The 20666-nt window shown below is 42.0% G+C and carries 16 protein-coding genes; 6 read left to right on the forward strand and 10 right to left on the reverse strand.

The genetic code is table 11. From position 1 onward, the window contains the following. The first annotated feature begins 51 nt into the window (after positions 1-51). Positions 52-1929, forward strand: a complete 1878-nt coding sequence (locus tag DUL71_RS23625; RefSeq protein WP_114940359.1) for an LTA synthase family protein — start codon at positions 52-54, stop codon at positions 1927-1929. A gap of 116 nt (positions 1930-2045) precedes the next feature. Here the strand turns inward: DUL71_RS23625 and DUL71_RS23630 are convergent, their stop codons facing one another. From DUL71_RS23630 to DUL71_RS23645, 4 genes are read right to left on the reverse strand one after another with little or no spacing between them, the layout of a single operon-like run. After that, positions 2046-2651, reverse strand: coding sequence for a hypothetical protein (locus DUL71_RS23630; protein WP_208644873.1), 606 nt, complete (start codon positions 2649-2651; stop codon positions 2046-2048). A gap of 3 nt (positions 2652-2654) precedes the next feature. Continuing rightward, positions 2655-3920 (reverse strand): adenosylmethionine--8-amino-7-oxononanoate transaminase, encoded by a 1266-nt coding sequence (gene bioA, locus DUL71_RS23635; protein ID WP_114940360.1) that lies wholly within the window; start codon positions 3918-3920, stop codon positions 2655-2657. Then, a complete protein-coding gene (locus DUL71_RS23640; RefSeq protein ID WP_112574158.1) occupies positions 3917-4357 on the reverse strand; it encodes an NUDIX domain-containing protein in 441 nt (146 codons plus the stop codon). Before DUL71_RS23640 ends, bioA begins: the two co-directional genes overlap by 4 nt. Further along, entirely contained in the window at positions 4357-5331 is a 975-nt protein-coding gene (locus tag DUL71_RS23645; RefSeq protein ID WP_112574159.1) for a cation diffusion facilitator family transporter, read from the reverse strand. The genes DUL71_RS23640 and DUL71_RS23645 overlap by 1 nt, the downstream gene beginning before the upstream one ends. 91 nt (positions 5332-5422) lie before the next feature. On the opposite strand from DUL71_RS23645, the gene DUL71_RS23650 reads away from it, so the two are divergent. Next, positions 5423-6616, forward strand: a complete 1194-nt coding sequence (locus tag DUL71_RS23650; protein WP_208645638.1) for a pyridoxal phosphate-dependent aminotransferase — start codon at positions 5423-5425, stop codon at positions 6614-6616. Positions 6617-6784: 168 nt separating this feature from the next. Here DUL71_RS23650 and DUL71_RS23655 read toward each other — a convergent pair whose 3' ends face one another. The 6 genes from DUL71_RS23655 to DUL71_RS23680 all read right to left on the reverse strand — a co-directional run bounded on the left by DUL71_RS23655 (position 6785) and on the right by DUL71_RS23680 (position 15056). Further along, positions 6785-7318, reverse strand: coding sequence for a hypothetical protein (locus DUL71_RS23655; protein ID WP_154402465.1), 534 nt, complete (start codon positions 7316-7318; stop codon positions 6785-6787). Between the two features lie 240 nt (positions 7319-7558). Beyond that, complete coding sequence (locus DUL71_RS23660) at positions 7559-8131, reverse strand: hypothetical protein (RefSeq protein WP_114940362.1); 573 nt, start codon at positions 8129-8131, stop codon at positions 7559-7561. Positions 8132-8250: 119 nt separating this feature from the next. Beyond that, positions 8251-8823, reverse strand: a complete 573-nt coding sequence (locus DUL71_RS23665; protein ID WP_114940363.1) for a hypothetical protein — start codon at positions 8821-8823, stop codon at positions 8251-8253. A 401-nt stretch (positions 8824-9224) separates the two neighbouring features. Then, positions 9225-12401, reverse strand: coding sequence for an efflux RND transporter permease subunit (locus tag DUL71_RS23670; protein ID WP_114940364.1), 3177 nt, complete (start codon positions 12399-12401; stop codon positions 9225-9227). A gap of 71 nt (positions 12402-12472) precedes the next feature. Then, a complete protein-coding gene (locus DUL71_RS23675) occupies positions 12473-13648 on the reverse strand; it encodes an efflux RND transporter periplasmic adaptor subunit (protein WP_114940365.1) in 1176 nt (391 codons plus the stop codon). A gap of 55 nt (positions 13649-13703) precedes the next feature. Continuing rightward, on the reverse strand, positions 13704-15056 hold the full coding sequence (locus DUL71_RS23680; protein ID WP_114940366.1) for a TolC family protein: 1353 nt from the start codon (positions 15054-15056) through the stop codon (positions 13704-13706). A gap of 373 nt (positions 15057-15429) precedes the next feature. Here DUL71_RS23680 and spt point away from each other — a divergent pair, with 373 nt between their 5' ends. The 4 genes from spt (at position 15430) to DUL71_RS23700 (ending at position 20201) form a co-directional block, all read left to right on the forward strand. After that, the gene (gene spt, locus DUL71_RS23685) at positions 15430-16638 is read left to right on the forward strand and encodes a serine palmitoyltransferase (protein WP_114940367.1); all 1209 of its coding nucleotides are present in this window, start codon (positions 15430-15432) and stop codon (positions 16636-16638) included. A 107-nt stretch (positions 16639-16745) separates the two neighbouring features. Then, entirely contained in the window at positions 16746-17864 is a 1119-nt protein-coding gene (locus tag DUL71_RS23690) for a GNAT family N-acetyltransferase (RefSeq protein WP_114940368.1), read from the forward strand. After that, on the forward strand, positions 17861-18847 hold the full coding sequence (locus DUL71_RS23695) for an NAD-dependent epimerase/dehydratase family protein (RefSeq protein WP_114940369.1): 987 nt from the start codon (positions 17861-17863) through the stop codon (positions 18845-18847). Before DUL71_RS23690 ends, DUL71_RS23695 begins: the two co-directional genes overlap by 4 nt. 31 nt (positions 18848-18878) lie before the next feature. Continuing rightward, complete coding sequence (locus DUL71_RS23700) at positions 18879-20201, forward strand: inositol-3-phosphate synthase (RefSeq protein ID WP_114940370.1); 1323 nt, start codon at positions 18879-18881, stop codon at positions 20199-20201. Positions 20202-20666: the final 465 nt, after the last annotated feature.

The following is a 20666-nucleotide window of genomic DNA, read 5'->3' on the forward strand; positions in this document are numbered from 1 at the left end:
TTCATTAAAGGTTCCTTAACATTGTAGCAAAATATTATTTTTGTTATACCAATGTTAAGGAACCTTTTCAGCTTCTTCAGATTTTTTGTCTTTTGGATTGTCTTCTTCGCTATCACGAGGGCTACATTTGAGATCTATTTTCTGCATAAGTTTAATGATGCCCGCATCGGCGAGATCCTGCAAACTTTTTTCTGGGGTTTAAGGCTTGATGCTTCTGCAACCGCGTATATCTGCATTATTCCCATCTTAGTATTCATCTTCAATTGGTTTATTCCAAAGGTGCAGGTAAAACCTATCTGGCTAAAGGTTTACGTTTGGTTTTGTCTGTTTTGTATTTCGTTAAATACGGTACTTAACTTCAATATTTTCCGCGAATGGGGTACCAAGGTTAGCTTCAGGGTGTTCACTTCATTTTATCATGCGCCTTCCGAAGCCATTGCTTCAAGCGGCTCATCGCCGGTTGGCAAATGTATTTTCATTGGCATAGCCTTACTTACTACAGGCATCGTGCTATCGCACTTGATTATCAACTACCGGTTTAAAAAGCCCGACGCCCGGCCAAGTCTCAAGGTTTCGTTAACTACACTCCTAGTGTTTGTAAACTTTGTGCTGATGCGTGGCGGCCTGCAGGCTAAGCCCGTAAGCCAAAACTCGGCCTATTTTTCCGAAAAACAGATCCTGAACCAAAGCGCCCTGAATACCGAGTGGAACCTTTTTAACAACGTATTTGAAAATCTGCGCCCGCTTTATAACCCTTACCTTTACGACCATCCGGACGAGGCTGAAAAAACCGTTGACGAGCTGTATCATGTAAAGGATAATACCACCGAACAAATCCTTACCACCAGCAGGCCCAATGTGGTAATTATCCAAATGGAAAGCTATACAGCTGATGTCATTGAATCATTAGACGGCGACAAAGGCGTAGCGCCCAACTTTGAAAAGTTCATCAAAAACGGCCTGTTCTTCAACAACATTTATGCCTCCGGCGATCGTACTGATAAAGGTATTATAGCCCTCATGAGCGGTTTCCCGTCTCAAGCTATCCGCACCATTATCAGCGATACTGTTAAACATAAAAAGCTTCCTGCTATATCTACAGCATTTAAAGATGCAGGTTATGAAACCGCTTATTTTTATGGCGGCAAAAGCAATTACATGAATTTTAATAAGTTCATGACCTCACACAATATCAATCATATTATTGACGAGGCCAGCTTTGATAACAGCTACGTAAAAACACAATGGGGCGTTTATGATGATGACCTGCTTACGCGCAACCTTCAATATTCGGCCAGGCAGAAACAACCTTTTTTTGATTATGTGCAAACCTCATCAAACCATGAGCCTTTTACCTTACCGGTAAAACATCATTTTGACGACGATGCTAATGGCGACCCAGCCAACAAATTCCGCAGTACGGCCTACTTTACCGACTCATGCCTGAACGCTTACTTTGAGCATGCGAAAAAACAAAACTGGTATAAAAATACATTGTTCATTTTAGTGGCCGATCACGGTCATCGCCTGCCCCGTAATACCGCCGAAGCTTATGATCCGGCTAAATACCATATTCCGCTATTGTTTTTTGGCGATGTGATAAAACCCAAATATCGCGGCAAAAAGATCAGCAAATTGGGCGGACAAACCGATGTTGCCGCTACCCTGCTGTCACAATTGGGGATGCCACACAACCAGTTTAAATGGTCGAAAGATTTGTTGAATCCTAATAGTAAAGCATTTGCTTTTTTTGATTGGGATAATGGTTTCGGCTTTATGCAGCCGGGACAAACGGTTTCTTACGATAACGCAGGCCGCACCATGATCTATAACAACAATCGTAACGCAGATGACAAGGATACCGAAACTGGGCTTGCCTATGGTAAGGCTTATTTGCAGCAGGTGTTTACAGAGTATATGAGTTATTGAGGTTTATTCTCATGTCATTTCATTGCGAGCGAAGCGTGGCAATCGCATGTTATACAGAGCCGCTCTGCTTCCGTGCGATTGCCACGCTTCGCTCGCAATGACATATTTTTTATTCCTTACAAAGCCAGTTCTTTACCCAACTGCTCAACCCATTGATTAAACAGTTTAGTTTCAAATTCAACAGCTTTTTGAGCGTGTAGCTCCCATTGCGGTGAAAAATGCTGTAACTGGTTGATCATCTCTTCCAGGTGACCTTCTTCTTCCAGAATGATCGATTTTACGTTCACTTTGCTGCCTGCTTCATCAAGGGCATCCTGGTAAATAGGATAAAGTTCATCGGCACGAACTTCTATAGCGTAAGTAACCAACAGGTAAGCCGCAAAACGGAGTTCGGCACCTTTCAGGTTAAGTTCATTCTTTAAATAGCGACAAACATCAACATCCAGCTGGTTCAGATAATACTTGCTTGAACCCGGAGCCAACAAATATTCCGCGGCATAGGTTGGTAAAGTTACACCGGTTTTTTCCAGTTGTTTTTTCAGGTAGAAAGCATGGCGGTGCTCTTCGGCAGCGTGCTTTAATATAATGTAAGTAACAGTAAGCGGATCTTCGCTGGCCGAAATCTTGCGCGCGCCGGTATTTTCCATTAATGACAATGTATTTAACCAGCGTGAGTGTAATTGATTATCGGCTATTATGGTAGGTAGTATTTTGTTCAGCATAATTTATAGTTCTTCAAGAGCTTGCTCAATTTTGTTGTAAACATAATTGAGTTGCTCATTAGTAATGCAATATGGCGGTAAAATATAAATAACGTTCCCTAATGGGCGCAATATGATCCCCGCAGCCAAAAAGTAATGGTACAGCTTATCCCTAAGCGAACTGAAGTACGATGTATTATCGCCGGTTTCCCACTCCATAGCTACGATGGTACCCGTTTGCCTTATAGTTTTTACTTTAGGGTGATTGCGGATCTTATCGGCAAAGGCCGTATGGGCGGCTTTGATCCGGGCTATGTTCTCTGCCGTTTCGGGCTGTTGAAACAGGTCAAGGCTGGCCAGTGCCGAAGCACAAGCTATCGGATTAGCTGTAAATGAATGCCCGTGAAAAAGGGTTTTCAATTTATCGTCAGATAAAAATGCATCGTAAATTTGCTGTGTACAAGTTGTTAAACCAAGGGCCATAGTACCGCCTGTAAGTCCTTTAGAAAAACACATGATATCTGGTTCTACCTCCACATGGTTTGTGGCAAAAGGTTTACCTGTACGCCCGAAGCCGGTAAATACTTCATCAGCAATCAGCATCACTTCTTCCTGGCGGCAATGCGCCATCAACTCATTTAAGTATTCAGCCTCATACATGATCATCCCTGCCGAACCCTGTATTAACGGCTCAAAAATGAAACAAGCGGTTTGAGATTTGAGATCCGAGATTTGAGATTTGAGACTTTCGATATTCTCCTCGCTAGGAATGTCGATGAATTCAACTTCAAACAATAAACTATCAAAAGCTTTAGTAAACGCGCTGCGGCCACTTACGGCCATAGCGCCAAAGGTATCGCCGTGATAAGCGTTATTAAAAGCGATAATTTTAGTACGCTGATCGCTTTTGTTGAGCCAGTATTGCAGGCACATTTTTATGGCTACCTCAACTGCGGTTGAACCATTATCTGAGTAAAACGCTTTTTTTTGATTGGCCGGCAAAATAGTCAGTAACCGCTCGGCCAGTTCAACAGCCCCTTCGTGGGTAAAGCCAGCGAATATTACATGCTCCAGCTTATGAAGCTGTTCTGACACTTTTTTTGCGATGTAGGGATGAGCATGCCCGTGGATATTTACCCACCATGACGATACCGCATCGATATATTGTTTTCCTTCTTCATCAAATAGCAGCGCACCTTCTCCCCGCACAATCCCTATTGGCGGCTGGGCGGTTTTCATTTGGGTGTAAGGGTGCCATATTACCTGTAAATCCCTTTCGGCAAGGTTCATAGTTCGTTTTGTAAAAGTTCAACCACACGTTTATCTGTCGGAAATTCGAAATCGGCTGTGCTTAACGCGGTAAGCGGCACCCACCTGAAAGCCTGCAACACCTCTCCTTCCCCGTCAAAATCAAACGCCACGGTTTTTATATTTAAATTAACTGGGGTAAGGCTTCTCACCATATAATATACGCTGATGATCTGCGAATTATTAAATGCCGATTTTACTGCGAAATCAGTAGTATAAAAATGGCTCACCACTTCAATTTCCAGGTTACATTCTTCTATAAACTCGCGTTTAAGCCCGTCAATCAAACCTTCGCCAAGTTCAAGGCCTCCACCCGGAAATTTTGAAAAACGAATGCCATACTCCTGCTCATCGCTTATCAGCAGTTCATCCTCGTCATTTAATAACAGGCCGTAAACCCTCACATTAAAGTATTCCATTATTCAAAGTGTTTTTTATTACGTACAACTTTTTCCAGTGTCCAGGCTATGGTCTCCGTTTGTGCTTCCGACCGGATAGGACAATTGGGCATACTACAGTAGTGGCAGCAATCGGGCAGGCAAGGATCGGCATGAATAAAAAGTTCTGTTTTAATACCCATATCCTTATTAATCATCTTGTCCACTAACGATATCTCAGTATGTACCGTATTCAGGTCAAAATAGCTGGGCAGGGTCATGTGACAATCGATATGCAGTTCGTGACCGTATTTCTGCGCACGAAGGTTGTGTACATCTATCCAGGCCTCGCGGCGTTTTTCGCTTAAAACATTAATGATATCTGTCACCACCTGAAAATCGGCCTCGTCCATTAATCCACCCACCGATTTACGCACCAGTTTATAACTGCTATATACTATGTATAAACCTACCAATATAGACAACGCGCTATCAAGCCATAATATGCCCGTAAATTCAATAAGCAATAAACCAACCACCAAACCACCACTGGTAACCGTGTCGGCAAGTAAATGGCGGCCATCAGCATCCAGCGTCATGGAGCGAAGTTCTTTTCCTTTGCGGATCATATAATAACCCAGCGCGCCATTAACAGCACCGGTAATACCTATAATAATAGCACCGGTAAACAGGTCATGGATGATATTAGGGAAGAAAAAGCTGTAAACCGATTTTACGATAATGACACATCCGGCAATACCGATAAGTGCGCCCTCAATAAAAACGGAGAAAAACTCCACTTTACCGTGCCCGTAAGGGTGGTTTTCATCTCGCGGCAGGGCCGAGAGGTAAATACTGTAAAAAGCGAAAGAGCTTGCAATAACATTTACAATGCTTTCGGCGGCGTCGGTTAGTACAAAGTTGGAGGCTGTTAAAAAGTAGGCGCCAAATTTCGCCAGCATCAGCACAATCCCCGTTATCAGCGAAATTAATATGATCCTTTTTTGTTGATTCAAAGCAAGGTGGTATTAGGCCGCAAATTTAAAAATAACAAGCGTAAGTAGCAGTAAAGTTATTTTCTATATTTGCCGCGATAACATAATTTATATGAGCGCATTAAGTACCCGGATACAAAACCTGTCCGAATCTGCAACAATTAAAATGGCCAAACTGGGCCGTGAACTTGCCGCTAAAGGTGTCGACGTGATCAGCCTTAGCTTTGGCGAACCTGATTTTCATACTCCTGAACACATCAAGGAAGCTGCCAAGCAGGCTATGGACAAGAACTTCACCTACTACACACCCGTAGCAGGCTACCCTGAACTTCGTAAAGCCGTAGTTGCCAAGCTGAAGAACGAGAACAATCTTGATTACGATTTCGGCGATATCGTTGTATCAACAGGTGCTAAGCAGGCAATCGCTAACGCGGTATTATGTTTGGTAAATCCCGGCGAAGAAGTGATCATCCCTACCCCTTATTGGGTGTCATACAGTGAAGTGGTTAAATTGGCCGAAGGTAAAAGCGTTTTCATCAACACTACCGTTGATACCAACTTTAAAATTACTCCTGAGCAATTAGAAGCTGCTATTACTCCAAATACCAAGCTGTTCATGTTTTCATCGCCGTGTAACCCTACCGGCAGTGTTTACAGCAAAGATGAACTTGAAGGTTTGGCTAAAGTATTTGAAAAATATCCACAGGTTTACATCCTGAGCGACGAAATTTACGAACACATCAACTTTGTTGACAAGCACGAATCTATAGCCCAGTTTGATTACATAAAAGATCGTGTTGTGATCATCAACGGCTGGTCAAAAGCGTTTGCCATGACCGGCTGGAGGATTGGCTACACTGCCAGCACTAAAGAGCTTGCTGCTGCTTTTGATAAAATGCAGGGCCAGGTAACTTCAGGTACTTGTTCAATCACTCAACGTGCAGGCGTTGCCGCTTATGAAGGTGGTTTGGAAAGCGTGCTTGAGATGCGTGCCGAATTCAAAAAACGCCGTGATATAGTTTACAAATTATTAAGCGAGATCGATGGTGTTAACGTGAACCTGCCAGATGGTGCGTTCTACTTTTTCCCTAACGTAACTTCATTCTTTGGCAAAAGCTATAACGGCCGCGTAATTAATGATTCAGATGACCTGAGCCTGTACCTGCTTGAAGAAGGCCACGTAGCCACTGTAGGCGGTGATTCATTCGGCGATCCGTCTTCTATCCGCTTATCATACGCAGCGGCCGAAGATAAGCTGATTGAAGCTATGAGAAGATTGAAAGAAGCCCTGGGTAAACTTTCTTAATATGCACCGGATTAATTTTGTCTGAACCGGAATTTATAGAATTAAAGAATAAACAGAAATGCTCAGCAAACTCGATAAATTCATTTAATTCATCTAATTCGAGTTCAGACAATCATACTTCAAAAAAATCCCCTTGCCGCTGGCAAGGGGATTTTTTTGCATCTGTAACTAAAGTTTAAAACCGTACGCTGTGTGCAGCCCTACTAAACCATAATTTTCCAACCCGCCTAACAGGTTTTCATAGCGCACGCTTACATCAAGCTGTTTTGTGGCGTAGCCTAATGCAGGGGCTAAAATAAATTTCCTACCTCCGCCGGATACGGCTTCAATAGCCATCCCAGTTTCGCCCGCGGCATAAAACCCATCGTAAAAAAATACTTTTGCGCCTACTTTTATAGGTACTATTTGCAGATTAGCCCGTTTGTAAGGGGCGAAAGGCGTACCTAATGTCTTCGACAAAAAATTGTAATAGCCGGATGTAAATGTCAAAGCCAGATGATCATTCACTCCATACTGGATGGTTCCGGTACCACCTAAGGAAAGCTTGTACTCTTTTGCACTTGGGCCGGTTGGCAAGCCGGTTTCAAAGGCCACACCAAAGCGTGTTTCGCCCGCCGATGTTTTTTGGGCTTTTACCAGTTGCCCGGTCATTAACAATAAGAAGCTAACAATTGCAGAAACGATTTTGATCTGTGTGTTCATAAAGGTTAAGTTAAGTGTGTGATTAATTCCTTATGAACGGCACTCCTTAATTATTAGTTCATGAACTCTGCCTGTTTAACAAACCTTAACTAATGAAATATAAAAAGTGTTAAAAACAAAGAACCCCGTGCCGTTGGCATGGGGTTCTTTGTTAAATTAAACTGGCATTACCCGAAACTATTCGCTTTTATCTAAAATCAAGGTAATCCCCAAATCCTAAAAATCAGGGTTCAGTTCTATTTACAACCCAAAACCGTAAGCTATGCGCAAACCAATTAAACCGTAGCTATTACCCTGACCGAAAAAGCCTTCATAACGCAAGCCTAAATCAATGATCTTGGTAGCATAACCAATAGTTGGCGATAGGATCAGCTTAGTGTCTTTGCTACCGTCAGGATAAAGCGAAGTAGCTTCAAAACCTGCACCAGCCTCAGCGCCAAAGTAAAGCCTGTGGGCCAGAAAAGATTTTATACCAAGCTTTACAGGGATAATGCCAAGGTCTTTGGATTTTACCTTTACGGTAGTTCCTGCTGCATTTGCGTCAAGAACTGCAATGTTTTTGCCAAACATATTGTAATAGCCAGAAGTAAGTGTTAAAGCTGTTTTATTACTTAAACCATATTGCAACCTTGCTGTACCACCTAATTCAAAGTTTGAGATATCGTGAGCGTTTCCAATTGGCCTGCCTACCTCAAGGCCCACTCCCAAACGCCATTTATCGGCCGGTGTGGTTTGGGCGTTAACATTTTTGGCGGTAAACAATGCAAGAACAACCGATACACCGGTTATAACTTTTGTAATTGTATTTTTCATATAGCTGTAATTTAAACTCCTGTTAACTTTTTGTTAACGGGGTGGCAAATGTATAAAAAAATAAAAGCCCCCTGTTATACATAAACAGAGGGCTTTTGTAACAGTTTTTATTGCTTAGCTTACAAACCAAAGCCATAAGCTAAACGCAAGCCTACTAAACCATAGTTATTGCTCTGGCCTGAGAAGTTTTCATAACGAACGCCGATATCCCATGATTTGGTAGCATAACCGATACCAGGAGCAAGGATCAGCTTGGTATTTTTCTCGGCTCCGGCAACAGGTTCGTGTACTTCAAAACCGGCACCAACTTCACCGGCAAAGTAAAAGCCGTCGCCAACAAAGGCTTTAATACCAGCTTTAACCGGGATCATACCCAACGATCTGCCTTTAACAGTTACGGTAGTTGTTGAGGTATTATCGGAAAAAGACGAGGTATAAGTTTTACCGAAGAAATTGTAGTAACCAGAGGTAAGTGTAAGGGCCAAATCATTGCTCACGCCGTATTGTAAACGGGCGGTACCGCCTAATTCAAATTTTGAAATGTCATGCGCGTTACCTGTAGGGATACCTGCTTCAAGGCCAACTCCAAAACGGAGGGCATTAGCGGGTGTTGTTTGAGCTTTTACATTTGTTCCGATAAAAATAGCTACTGCTGTAAATGCCGAAGCTATCATTTTAGTCATTGTTTTCATAGTTGTGTTTTTTTAGTCAATTCTACAATGGTTAAATCTTAATTTTTCATTGTATTAACCCCATCTTAACAAATACTTTGCCATTGTTGGCACAGTTTGCCTTTGCCAATATTAGTTTAACTATTAAAACAACCGTATTTTATCCAATAACTACAACCTTAGTAATTGAAAATCAGCATCATTTTAAGGAGACATAACAAATATTCGCGCACTGGAAAAGTGTATCTGCCTGAGTAAAAATCTTGTTAAAAACTGCCCTGCTTACAATGCAAAAGTGTATGCAAACACGAAATTTAGTGACGATAAACATCATTTCATCAATCGTGAATGGCATACCAAAACTGCATTAAAACAAAAAAAGAGAGGCGCGCCTCTCTTTTTACAAAATTCAAACAATGTTATTAAGCTTCAGGACCGTGCTTTTTAGGGTCGTAATTTTTTTCAAGCTCAGCAAGTTTTTCTTTACCATAAGCCATTTTGGTGATCAGGTAAAATAAAACCGGCACTATAAATATCGCTAATGATGTAGCGGTGAGCATCCCCCCAAATACCGTCCAACCTATGGTTTTACGGGCTTCAGCACCGGCGCCCGATGCAATCATCAATGGTACTACACCTAATATAAAGGCCATCGAGGTCATGATAATTGGCCTTAAACGAAGCCTTACCGCCTCAAGGGTTGCTTTCTCCAGCTCCATCCCCGCGTCTACACGCTCCTTGGCAAACTCCACAATCAGAATGGCGTTCTTCGCCGCCAAACCTATCAGCGTTATCAAACCAATTTGCGCGTAAACGTTATTGGTAAGGTCTGGCCAGAACGTAAGGAACAATATAGCCCCAAATGCACCCAATGGTACCGATAATAATACGGAGAACGGCACAGACCAGCTTTCATACAATGCAGCCAGGAACAGGAATACGAACCCTATCGACAAGGCGAAGATATATACCGTTTTAGAACCGGATAATAACTCCTCACGGCTCAAGCCCGAAAACTCGTAACCATATCCCTGTGGTAATACCTGTGCAGCTGTTTCTTTTAATGCGGTAATAGCGTCACCACTACTATAACCCGGCTTAGTACTACCGTTAATCTCAGCCGAACGGAACAGGTTATAGTGCGATATCAACGGAGAATTTTCAATTACCTTATACGATGTAAGGGTACTTAACGGAACCATGGCGCCGGCTGTGTTACGTACAAAATACTGGCCGATGTTTTGCACATTGGTACGGTAACTGGTATCGGCCTGGGCCACTACCCTGAAATTACGCCCGTAAATGGTAAAGTCGTTAATATAGGTACTACCCAAATAGGTTTGTAGCGCGTTGTTGACATCAGATATAGCTACCCCCAGTTTTTTAGACTTTTCACGGTCTATAGTTAACTGATATGCTGGGGTACTTGCTGTGAAAAACGAGAACGCCCTTGCAATTTCTTTACGCTGATTGATAGCCCCCAGGAATGTGCGAAGCGTTTTTTCAAACACTTTGATATCCCCACCCGCTTGTTTTTCTTCCAATATGAACGAGAAACCACCTGTACTACCTAAACCAGGGATAGCAGGCGGTTGGATCACCACCACGTTGGCCTCTTTGTATTTGCTCAACTTTTGGTTTAACCGGGCAACAAGGGCCGTTATTTGCTGTGATTTTTCTTTACGCTCATCCCAGGGTTTAAGCTGCACGAATATGGTAGCACTGTTTGATTTACTTGCAAAACTGATAGCGTTCAAACCGCCCAAAGCTGCGTAGTGCGCAATTTCGGGTACACTATCAAGCGTTTTCATCATTCGGCCTAAAACATCTACCGTTCTGCCGGTTGACGACGCTTCGGGCAAATCAAATGTTATATACACACGACCATCATCTTCCAGCGGAATAAAACCCGACGGTTTGCTTCTGAACAATAAAATCGCTCCTATGATAATACATACCAGCAAAATGATAATGTATTTTGAATTTTTGATGCTCTTATCAACCGTATTACGGTATCTGCCTGTTACACGTGTAAACCAGTTATTGAACTTAAAAAAGAACTTGTTAAGTCCACCTGAGTTTTCGTCTATCTTGTGCGGTTTTAATAACAGCGTACACAACGCAGGTGTTAATGAAAGCGCCACAAAAGCCGAAATCAATACTGATATAGCAATGGTGATAGCAAACTGTTGATACAATCGCCCCACTATACCCGGCACAAAACCTACCGGCACAAACACCGCCGCCAGGATCAAGGCGATAGCTATTACCGGCGCGGATATATCGGCCATAGCGTGTTGAGTAGCTTCCTTGGGTGTCATCCCCTCCTCGTCCATATAATGCTGTACGGCTTCCACCACCACAATGGCATCATCCACCACAATACCAATAGCCAATACGAAACCAAACAACGTTAGCGTATTGATAGTAAAGTTGAGCGGGATAAAAAAGATGAACGTACCAATAATAGATACCGGGATAGCCAGTACCGGGATAAGTGTGGTACGCCAGCTTTGTAAAAACAGGAATACTACCAAAATAACCAGTGCCAACGCGATAACCAATGTATCAATCACCTCGCTTACAGATACCTTTACCACAGTTACTGCTTCAAATGGTACAACGTAGTCAATATCAGTAGGGAAACTCTTTTTAAGCTCGTTCATGGTGGCATACACGTTATCAGCAGTCTCGAGCGAGTTACTGTTTGGAGCCTGGTAAACCAGCAGGTAAGAAGCCCTTTTTCCATCAACAAACGAGTTACCTGAGTAGTTGAATTTACCCAGATCTATACGGGCAACGTCTTTAAGGTGTACAATGCCGCCGTTATTAGGCTGCGTCCTGATCACCACGTTGCCAAATTCTTCGGGCTTCTCCAAACGGCCTTTTACAATTACCGAATATTCAAACGTTTGCCCTTTTAGCTGTGGTGTGGCACCTACCGTACCTGCTGCAACCTGCGCGTTTTGCTCTTGCAGGGCATTGGTTACATCGGCAGCACTCATACCTAAAGCAGCAAGCTTATCCGGGTTAAGCCAGATACGCATACTGAAGTCGTCGGCACGGGTAACAACGTCACCCACACCTTTGGTACGCAAAATAGCGTCCTTTATAAATACGTTGGTGTAGTTATCGGTAAAAGTAACGTCATGTGTACCCTTGGGGCTAAACATAGCCACCAGCATCAGGATACTCGGGTTACGTTTACGTACCACCATACCTAAACGCTGTACCTCCTGCGGCAAGGTAGGCAGGGCAATGCCCACACGGTTCTGCACGTCAAGCGCGGCAATGTTAATATCTGTGCCAACGTCAAAGTTAACGGTCATACTCATCTGGCCGTTACTACTGCTGTTACTTTGCAGGTAGGTCATGCCCGGTACGCCGTTTACCTGTACCTCAACCGGAGTAGCTACGGTTTGTTCAACGGTTAACGCGTCGGCACCGGTATAAGTACCACTAACCGATACGGTTGGCGGGGTAATGTCGGGGTACTGGCCTATCGGCAGGCTGGTAATTGACAGGATACCTACAATTAATATCACTAATGATATTACAATGGCGGTAACCGGTCGTTTTATAAAAGTATCTGCGATCATTCTTTCTTTATATTAAGTTTCCAGGGTAGATGTGCCCTTGTTCAGCTTAAGTTTATTCCTTTGATGTAAAATTATTTTTTAGGAGCTGCCCCGGCCGGTGCTGCCGATCCGGCGGTTACCCTGCCTCCATCGCGCAAACGCTGGAAACCATCGGTAATTACCTTATCACCTTGTTTTATGCCATCCATTACCACAACATCGCTATTAATACGCGGCCCTAATTTTACCTTCACTTGTTTCGCAATAGTATCGCGCCTGTCCTTAACTGTTTTATCAGCTGCAGTATCTTTAACAACGGTATCCCTTGTCGCGAAAACGAAGAACTCGCCCATCTGCTCGGTTACCGCCTTAAACGGAATTTGTACCCTATTGCCAGACTGACTGTTCAACACCTGCAAAACACAGCTCATGCCATCCTTCAGCACATCATCCTCATTCGGGAACTGGATCCTCACCTTAATACTACCGGTTTGATTATTCACCCCTCTGTCAATAGCCAGCACCTTACCTGCTTTAGCGTATTTGCTACCATCTGGCAGCACCAATTTAAATGTACTGTCGGTGCTTGATTTTTGCAGATTATAAAAGCGATTGATATCCTGCTCGTTTATCACTACATCCACACCAATAGGATGCTCTGCAGATATGGTGTTCAATAAAGTAGTGCCTGTAGATACCTGCGTACCCAGCCTTACCTGCGAAATGCCGATACGGCCTGTGAAAGGTGCCGTAATGGTAGCATATGACAAATCGGTACGGGACGACTCAAGTGCTGCTTTGGCTACAGCAACCTGGGCTTTACTGGTTTCATAAGTGGCCTGTGCCTGATCAACCGTTTGACGGGCAATTGCATCGCTCTTCAGGAGCATGTTATACCTGTCTATATCTTTTTGCGCTTTAACCAGGTTAGCTTCAGCACTTAATACGTTAGCCTTAGCCTGATCATAAGCAGCCTGATATTTGCGTTTATCTATTTCATACAATACTTTGCCTTTTTGCACAATGTCACCCTCTTTAAAAAAGATGCCGGTTACAAAACCAGGAACCTGGCTGCGTAGTTCAACAGTGTTTACCGAAACCACAATACCCTGATATTTATCATAGTACACCGCTTCGGCTGTTTTAGCTTCGGCAAGGTATACCGGGGTTGGGGGCATGGCGGCCGGTCCGCCTTTTTGAGGTTTACCGCATGATGCCCATGTTAAAAGTGCTGCAGGGGCTAACCAATATATATATGTATGTTTCATGTAGAATAGGTTGTTCGTTGAGTTGCTGTAGTTTTTTGTTTTTTATGACGATGATTTACGGTTGCTGAACAGGCAATATCCCCAATGCCTTCTCCAGATCAATTTTGCTGCTTAGCAAATTAAACAGTGCATTATAATAGCTCAGTTCGGCGGTACGCAGGTCGGCCTGCGATACGATAACGTCCAGATAAGTTTTCACTCCTTCACGGTACTGCAGACTTACTACCTTATATACGTCCTTCGCCAGGTTTACATTCTCGCGAATAAGCTGATAGCTGGTGTAATTACTTTTATATGCCGCTAATGCCTGGGTATACTCAGTAAAAATGGAGTTTTTGGTATTAGTCAAATCCAGATCGGTACGTTCAACCTGCAATTTAGCCTTGGCCAGGTTTTGCAGGCGCTTAGTCCCCTGAAAAATTGGTACCGCCAGTGTTAAACCAACATAACCTGTAGGGAACGAATTGTTATACAGATCACTAAAATCATGACTGAAGTATGCATGCTGATAGCTGCCTACTGCCGACAATGAAGGTAAAAAGCCAAAGCGGTAGTAGTTTACATTAAGATTATTGAGCGCCTTGCTTGTTTCGAGCAAACGATATTCAATACGGTTATTGATGTTAAGCTGTTGCAGGGTATCAATACTTGCTTCCTGCTCATACCTGGTAGAGTCATAAGAAAGGTTTAACTGTGTAGCCGCACCTACACCCATGATCTGCTTCAGCAACGCGCTTTTACTTTTAATGGCTTCCTCGGTTTGCTTACGGGTAGCTAATGAATTATTTAATGAGATGGTAGCCTGCTTATAATCTGTAGGATCGGATACCCCGGCTGTATACCTGCTTTTGGCATCCTTTAAACTTCTTTGCAGCCTGATAATATCCTCATTAGTAATGTCGAGTTGTTTTTCAGAAAGTAAAACATCAAAGAAGGCTTTGCTTACGTCGCTCACTACATCAATCTGGATGCTCAGCGTGTTCTGTTTATAATACTCGCGTGAATATTTTTTTGCCCTTGATGCCAGGAACACATCGTTATTATATAAAACCTGCGAAGCCGTAACCCCTAAAGTTGAAAGGTTACGGATGCTACCCGCGTTACTTGGGATATTTGCACCGGATGCACCAGCCTGTGGACTACCTTTATAATAGTAGTTATAAAGCCCAGATCCGTTTACCTGCGGCAACCAGGCCGAAAGTCCAATTTTGATATCGCGTTCATTAATTTGCTCATCAATGGAGGCCTGCCTTACGGTTGGCTGATTACGTAAAGCAAAGTCAATAGCCTGTTTCAGCGTAACCGGACCACTTATGCTGTCGGCGGCTGTTTGGGCATAACTATTGCTATGTAAATTAAATGTTAAATTAAGTACAAGAATTGCAAGGAAGTACTTGTTTTTTTTCATACGGTAGCTATAGATAACTGTGTATATCAAGCAAAAATCATAAAGAAAAGTTTTATAATTTGTACAGGATTTATACGAAGGAATGCGAATATGTAATTAATATTACTAAATTAAAATCAGGAACAAGAATTTTACCTAAAATTTTACAAAAACTCGGGATAGTGTCAGCTTTTTGGGCTTTTTACAAAAAAATGAAAATAATAGGCCTGATATAAATAAAAAAATTAATTAATTTGCCTTGTAAGAATTTGTGTGCTTCTTAAGTAGTATTGATACGTTAATAGGCATTATTTTAAAAAAATTTACACACACCGTATAAGTTATATGCTTATTCATGGTATTTTTACACAAAATTTAAGCAGAGTTAATATACATGGTTAAAAAACTACATGGGAAGATCGCTCAGTTTCAAGTGGCCAACATGCTACGTGAACGAGGGTTATATCCTTATTTCAGGCCTATTGAGTCTGCACAAGACACTGAGGTAATTATTGACAACAAGCGGGTATTAATGTTTGGTTCTAACTCATACTTAGGCCTTACCAATCATCCAAAAATCAAAGAAGCTTCAAAAAAAGCAATTGACAAATATGGTACAGGTTGTGCCGGTTCACGTTTTTTGAACGGTACACTTGATATTCACATTGAGCTTGAAAACAGGCTGGCTAACTATGTAGGTAAAGAAGCCACTGTTTTATTCAGCACTGGTTACCAGGTAAACCTTGGTGTACTTTCGTGCGTTACCGGTCGTAATGACTATATCATACTTGATGAGTATGATCATGCCTGTATCATTGACGGCAGCCGCCTGTCGTTTTCAAAAGTGATCAAGTATGCCCATAATGATATGGCCGATCTTGAGCGCAAATTAAGCATACTTCCTGAAGATGCCGTGAAGATTATTGCCGTTGACGGTATTTTCAGCATGGAAGGCGATATCGTTAAATTGCCTAAAATTGTTGAGCTTGCTGATACTTACGGTGCCAACATCATGGTTGATGACGCGCACAGCCTTGGCGTAATTGGTGATAAAGGTGCAGGTACTGCCTCACACTTTAACTTAACCAATGAAGTTGACCTGATCATGGGTACCTTCAGTAAATCATTGGCCTCATTAGGTGGTTTCATCGCCAGCGACCAGGATACTATTGACTACATTAAACACCGTGCACGTTCATTGATGTTTAGCGCAAGTATGCCTCCAGGCTCTGTAGCCAGCGTAATTGCAGCGTTAGATATCATCGAGTCAGAACCAGAGCGTATCGAAAAATTATGGGATAATACCAATTATGCCATGAAGCTTTTACTGGAAGAAGGTTTTGACCTTGGCCCAACCGAAAGCCCTATTTTGCCGATCTACGTTCGTGATAACGAAAAAACTTTCGCGGTTACTAAACACCTGCAAGCATCTGGTGTATTTGTTAACCCGGTTGTATCCCCTGCCGTTCCTTCTGATTCGTCATTACTTCGTTTCTCATTAATGGCTACCCATACCTTTGAGCAAATTGACGAAGCTGTTGAAAAACTATCAAAAGCCTTTAAAGAAGTTGGTGTAAACGCTTCTGTTAAAGAAAAAATATAATGAAGAACTCTAATTGTGCATTTAGCTACTTTTATTTTAAGGTAAGCTAAATGCACATTATTATTTTAAGGCACATCAATCTGCTTTAATTCAATCATTTACCACACATGATTACAATTGTAACGGTTAAATCAAAAAACGAACTGGCTTCATTTATTGATTTCCCGCACGACCTGTACAAGGACGATCCATATTACGTTCCAGAATTATTTATTGCCCAAAGAGATCTTTTAACCAAGCATCCCTTTCATAAACACAATACCGTACAGCCATTTTTAGCTTATGACAGCGATAAAATAGTTGGCCGTATAGCTGCCATTCTTAACAACGGCCATAATGAGTACAGCCATGTTAATGATGGTTTTTTTGGTTTTTTTGATTGCATTGATGATACCAATGTATCCAACCTGCTTTTTGAAACCGTTACTAAATGGCTTAAAGAAAAAGGTGTTACCGGCAAATTATTAGGCCCTACCAACTTTTCAACCAACGAGCCTTGCGGCTTGTTAATTGAAGGCTTTGACAGTTCGCCATTCCTGATGAACACCTATAACTTTGCCTATTATGCCAACCTGGTCGAAAATTTTGGTTTTACCAAAGATGTTGACCTGATTGGATGGCACTGGGAAGGGCAAGCCTATGACGATAAATCCGTACGTTTATTAAACTCACTTGAGGAGCGGTTAAAGCGTAATGATATCATCATCCGTAAAATTAACCTTAAAAACTTCAAGGAGGAAGCCATTAAACTACGCGAAGTTTACAACTCAGCATGGGATAAAAACACCGGGTTTGTGCCTTTAACTAACGAAGAGTATGATTACCTGGCCAAGGACCTTAAGTTAATCCTTGATCCTGATTTTGCAATCGTAGCCGAACAACGTGGTAAAATAGTAGCCTTTGGCCTGGCCTTGCCAGATTACAACGATATTTTCAAGAAAATAAAACGCGGTCGCTTACTGCCTACCGGTATTTTCAAATTATTGTTTGGCAAGAAAAGCATTACCGGCATCCGTATTTATGCCTTAGGTGTTATTGAAGATTACCGAAAAATGGGCATCGAAGCCTGTTTATATGGCACCATCATAAAACAGTATAAAGCCAAAGGTTATAAACATGCTGAAGCAGGCTGGACACTGGAAAACAACGATATGATGAATCGTGCCATTGAAGCCATTAAAGGCGATCCTTATAAAAAATACAGGTTATACCAAAAAGCAATATGAGGGAACGGGTGTTAATAACCGGTGCAAGCGGATTTGTTGGATATCATTTAATTGAAGAGGCCTTACAAAACAATTTGGAAGTTTTTATAGCCGTCAGAAAAAGTAGTAAAATAAGTCACTTAAACGATTTAGATATTCAATATATTTACCCCGAATTTAACAATAGGGAAACATTAAGTAAACAACTCGCGGAAATAAAGCCCGATTATATTATACACGCTGCCGGCGTTACCAGCGCCCGCTCCGAAGCCGAATATAACCGCATTAACGCTACGTACACTTATAACCTCGCATCGGCAGCTCATGAAGCCTGCCCCGATCTGAAAAAGTTTGTACTTATTGGCAGTCTGGCATCCGTTGGGCCGCTTAATTCACTAACAGGTGTCATAACCGAAGCAACTACTCCGCGCCCGGTTACAGCTTACGGTCGGAGTAAATTGCTTGCCGAAGAGAAACTAAAAACGGTAACCGGCCTAAACTATACCATACTTAGGCCCACCGCGGTTTACGGACCAAGGGACACAGGCATATTTATATTTTTTAAACAGGTAGTAAAAGGCATTGAGCCATACATTGGCAATACCCCGCAAAAGCTAAGCTTTATATATGTTAAAGATTTGGCCAAGGCAAGTATCAAGGCTTTGTATGGTGGTAATAACAAGACATTTAACCTGAGCGATGGTAATTTTTACGACCGTTATGAGTTAGGTAACATTACCAAAGAGGTGTTGAAACTAAAAACAATAAAGTTTCATCTGCCTGTAAATTTTGTGAAAATAATAGCCGCAGTGGCCGAAAAAGTAAGTTCTTTGAGCAACAAGGCTGCGGTATTGAATATAGAAAAGCTTAATGAATTAACCGCCATTAACTGGAATTGTGATATTGAAGCAGCTAAATCCGACCTGGGTTTTTATCCTTCATACAATCTGCAAAACGGTGTGGCCGAAACGCTAAAATGGTATAAAGCCAACAAATGGCTTTAGCCAATAATTTTAATAAATAATAGTTACATAAATGAAAATCAACATTACACCTGCCAAAGGTAAGCTTGGTATCCTGATCCCAGGATTAGGCGCCGTGGCAACTACCCTGATTGCCGGCGTTGAAGCCGTTAAAAAAGGCATCTCGCAGCCAATTGGCTCCCTTACTCAAATGGGCCACATACGCTTAGGAAAAAGGACCGAAAACCGTAATCCTAAAATTAATGAGTTTGTTCCGCTCGCCAACTTAAACGATTTAGTATTTGGTGGCTGGGACGTTTATGAAGATAACGTATTTGAATCTGCATCAAACGCACAGGTACTTGAACCAGTTCTTTTACAGGCAGTTAAAGCAGAATTGGAAGCTATAAAACCAATGAAAGCCGCCTTTGATAAAAACTATGCTAAGAACCTTGATGGTACCCACGTTAAAACCGGAACCAGGCTTGAGCTTGCTGAGCAGGTTATGGAAGATATCAAAAACTTTAAAGAGGCTAACGGCCTTGACAGGGTTGTTTTGGTATGGTGCGGTTCAACCGAGATCTACTACGAAGCATCGGCTGTACACCAGTCATTGGCTGCTTTTGAGGAGGGTTTGAAAAACGATGATAAGCTGATCGCTCCAAGCATGATCTACGCTTACGCTGCGTTAAAATTAGGCGTTCCTTTCGCTAACGGTGCTCCTAACTTAACCGTTGACATCCCTGCACTGATTGAATTGGCTAAATTAACCAAAACCCCAATTGCAGGTAAAGACTTCAAAACAGGTCAAACTTTAATGAAAACTGTATTGGCTCCAGGCCTGGCAGCACGTTCATTAGGTGTACACGGTTGGTTCTCAACCAACATTTTGGGTAATCGCGATGGTTGGGTTCTTGACGATCCGGATAATTTCAAAACTAAAGAAGTTTCAAAACTGGGTGTATTGGAAGATATCTTCAAACCAGAAGATAACCAGGAGCTTTACGGTAATATTTACCACAAGATCCGTATCAACTACTACCCTCCGCATGGCGATAACAAAGAAAGCTGGGACAACATCGACATTTTTGGCTGGTTAGGCTACAAAATGCAGATCAAGATTAACTTCCTTTGCCGTGATTCGATCCTTGCCGCCCCTATCGCGCTTGACTTGGCTATCTTCTGCGATCTGGCTAAACGTGCAGGTATGAGTGGCATACAAGAGTGGTTATCATTCTACCTGAAATCGCCTCAAACTGCACCAGGTTTACATGCGGAAAACGATATCTTCAAACAATTGATCAAATTAGAGAATACACTTCGTTACCTGATGGGCGAAGATCTGATCACCCACCTTGGTTTGGATTATTATGACGATATGTTCGCTGCTGAATAATCGTTAAATTACTAAATACCGTCAAAACAGCCGTAAGCAGTTGAACCTCTGCTTTACGGCTGTTTTGTTTTTATGATGTAAAATAATCATAGACAGGTAACATTATTTTAAAACCACAGTCTTACCGATGATAAACAAAATGTTAAATAATGTTATTTGCATCATCGTAAAACGGCTTTGAATTCAATAAAATACATCTAATTATCAGCACATTACGTAAACAAAAAGAGAAAAAGTCCGATATTGCGAGAATACTAACCATATGTTAAAACCGTTGTTTGCATTTACTTATGGTTATCATAATATGATGGTAAAATAGCTGTAAACAATATTTGACTTTTTGACCACATTAGTCTGTACTGATTTTTTTTACCTTTGGCCTGTTAATTGTGAACTCCGTAACAACTGCCGCCGGGAGTGTATAATTGAAGTAAGCAAGATGAATTTCGGCGGTGGACTAATGAA

The sequence above is a fragment of the Mucilaginibacter endophyticus genome (genome assembly GCF_003351025.1).
Taxonomy (GTDB): Bacteria; Bacteroidota; Bacteroidia; order Sphingobacteriales; family Sphingobacteriaceae; genus Mucilaginibacter; species Mucilaginibacter endophyticus.